The sequence below is a fragment of the Neisseria sp. HMSC070F02 genome, assembly GCF_001814225.1.
Taxonomy (GTDB): domain Bacteria; phylum Pseudomonadota; class Gammaproteobacteria; order Burkholderiales; family Neisseriaceae; genus Neisseria; species Neisseria meningitidis.
In genome coordinates, this window is the sequence record NZ_KV815432.1 from 1 (window position 1) to 1,546 (window position 1,546).

Sequence of the window (1,546 nt, forward strand, 5' to 3'; positions counted from 1 at the left end):
CATTTTGCACAGGTCCGAACCACAGCGCGGGGGCAGTCAGTGCGGGGGAAAGGACTTGGGCTTTGGGATTGGGGTTCGATTTATTGATGCAGCGGCCTGCTTTGACTTGCGGCAGGCCGAGCTTGACCGGAATCTGCCCGGTATCTTTAATGTCCCACCTAGCCCAAAAATTTAGCCAGTTGGTACCTTGCCGCTGCCGCACATCGATGCTCGGCTTCAAGACACCCAACTGCACTGTTTTGTCGGTGATATCTTTAATCCCTTTTTTATCCAGCAGGTGCAGTTTGGCGTTCAGATAATAGGCCATGGCGGTATGTTCGCGCTGCTGGTCGCCAAGGGAAATAGGGGAGCCTTCTGTCGTAGAGACGATGGTTTGATTATTATTGTCTTCACTAAAAGAAGATATCAATCTGCTGGATGAGTTGCCATTTTTGACGGTATTCGCGCTGCCCAAATTGAAAGATACGCCCAACCATGGATAATCTTTCAATTTGTAAATGGGCGAATTTTCGCGGCTTGGGTCCGAGTGCCTATCCAGCCTGCCCGCATTTTTTGCCAAACCGGTGTTGTCGAAGGAAAATCGGGTTTTATAGACAAGTTGGGGGCATTGCCTTGCGTCTCTGCATATGACGCCGGCGTAGGCGTAGCCTGCCAGCCCGGGCCGGGTGGTACGAATCCAATCGACGGCATTGTTGCGCTCTTTCAGAGCGTCGGCATCAAAACCGGAAACCTTGCCGTAGGGCGGCAGGTAGGTGGCTGTGCCAAAAACGGCAGTACCGCTTTGTCGAGAAACAAGCTCATCGCTATTGTTGAATGAGACAGAGCCTCCTCCTCCTGTGCTCTGATGATGAGTATATTCGCGCTCCCTGTCTTTGTCCTTTATTGTTGAATATTGCCCATTCTGCTTTACCTTGAGCTGGTTTTGCTCGTTCATGATAATAGCGTATTTACTGGTTTGCGCCTGCGCCCCCCCCCCCCCCGCCGGTATGGGAAAACATCAAGATGGCGGCATAAAGCGCGGTATGGCGGAAAACCTGCCTTTTCAAAGTTTTATTCATCGTATTTCCTTTTCGGTCAAACCCCCCGCCCTTCGGGCATCCGTCCTTCGGGGCGGCAGGATCAGGCTTTGTCCGGGAGGGGTGCAAGCCCTTCCGAATCAGGGCGGCGCCTTATGTGCCGCCCTGCGTGTTGGAACATATTTTATCCCTTAAATCTTGCTTCGCGGGATACCGTCGGCGGCAGGCGCGCCGCAAACGGCGGGATTCGGCAAACCGCCCGATTCCGCGCCCGCCGGATTGCTGATTGAAAAGCCCTTTCACTTGGCTGCTAAAGGGGAATGTTAAGAAAAGCAATGCGCCCCTTTGACGGGGTACAATATATAAGGTTACCGCGCCATTCTAACCCTGCGCACTTATCACAGTAAAGCGGTTTTTAGCAAACCGCTGCAGATGCCCAACGGTCTGGATTCCCGCCTGCGCGGGAATGACGGTAGAGCGGTTTCTGTTTTTTCCAATAAATTCCTAAAACTCAAAATTTCATCATTCCT

At 52.3% G+C, this 1,546-nt stretch carries 1 pseudogene; it reads right to left on the reverse strand.

The features are described from left to right. Positions 1 to 1,058: pseudogene (pilC, locus tag HMPREF2959_RS05880) on the reverse strand (PilC family type IV pilus tip adhesin); the annotation flags it as partial. Between the last annotated feature and the right edge of the window lie 488 nt (positions 1,059 to 1,546).